Source organism: Streptomyces sp. Y20 (assembly GCF_043195475.1).
GTDB lineage: Bacteria > Actinomycetota > Actinomycetes > Streptomycetales > Streptomycetaceae > Streptomyces.
Genome location: NZ_JBIDDP010000052.1, coordinates 1 through 402, shown reverse-complemented (window position 1 = coordinate 402; position 402 = coordinate 1). Strand labels below are relative to the sequence as shown.

The following is a 402-nucleotide window of genomic DNA, read 5'->3' as shown; positions in this document are numbered from 1 at the left end:
AACTGGCGTCCGGCGATGTGGCGTTCTCCCTCGCCACCGGCCGCTCCGCCTTCGAGTCCCGGGCCGTCGTCCCGGGCACCGACGGACGCGAAGGACTCCTCGCCGGTCTCGACGCACTCGCCTCCGGCGAGGCCGAGGTCGTGACCGCCGCCGTCTCCGGTGCCAAGCCGGGCCGGGTATCCGGAGTGCCTGTCGTGTTCGTGTTCCCGGGGCAGGGGTCGCAGTGGGCCGGGATGGCCGTCAATCTCCTCGACACCTCCGACGTCTTCCGCGATACCATCACCGCCTGCGAAGAAGCCCTCGCCCCCTACGTCGACTGGTCCCTGACCGCCGTACTGCGCGGCCACCACCAAGCACCCGGCCTCGACCGCGTCGACGTCGTCCAACCCGTCTCCTGGGCCA

Annotated in this window: 1 protein-coding gene; it reads left to right on the top strand. The window is 71.4% G+C overall.

The window, feature by feature from the left end:
- The coding region (locus tag ACGFT1_RS35810) for an acyltransferase domain-containing protein (RefSeq protein WP_373913163.1) at positions 1–402 on the top strand (402 nt) is incomplete at both ends.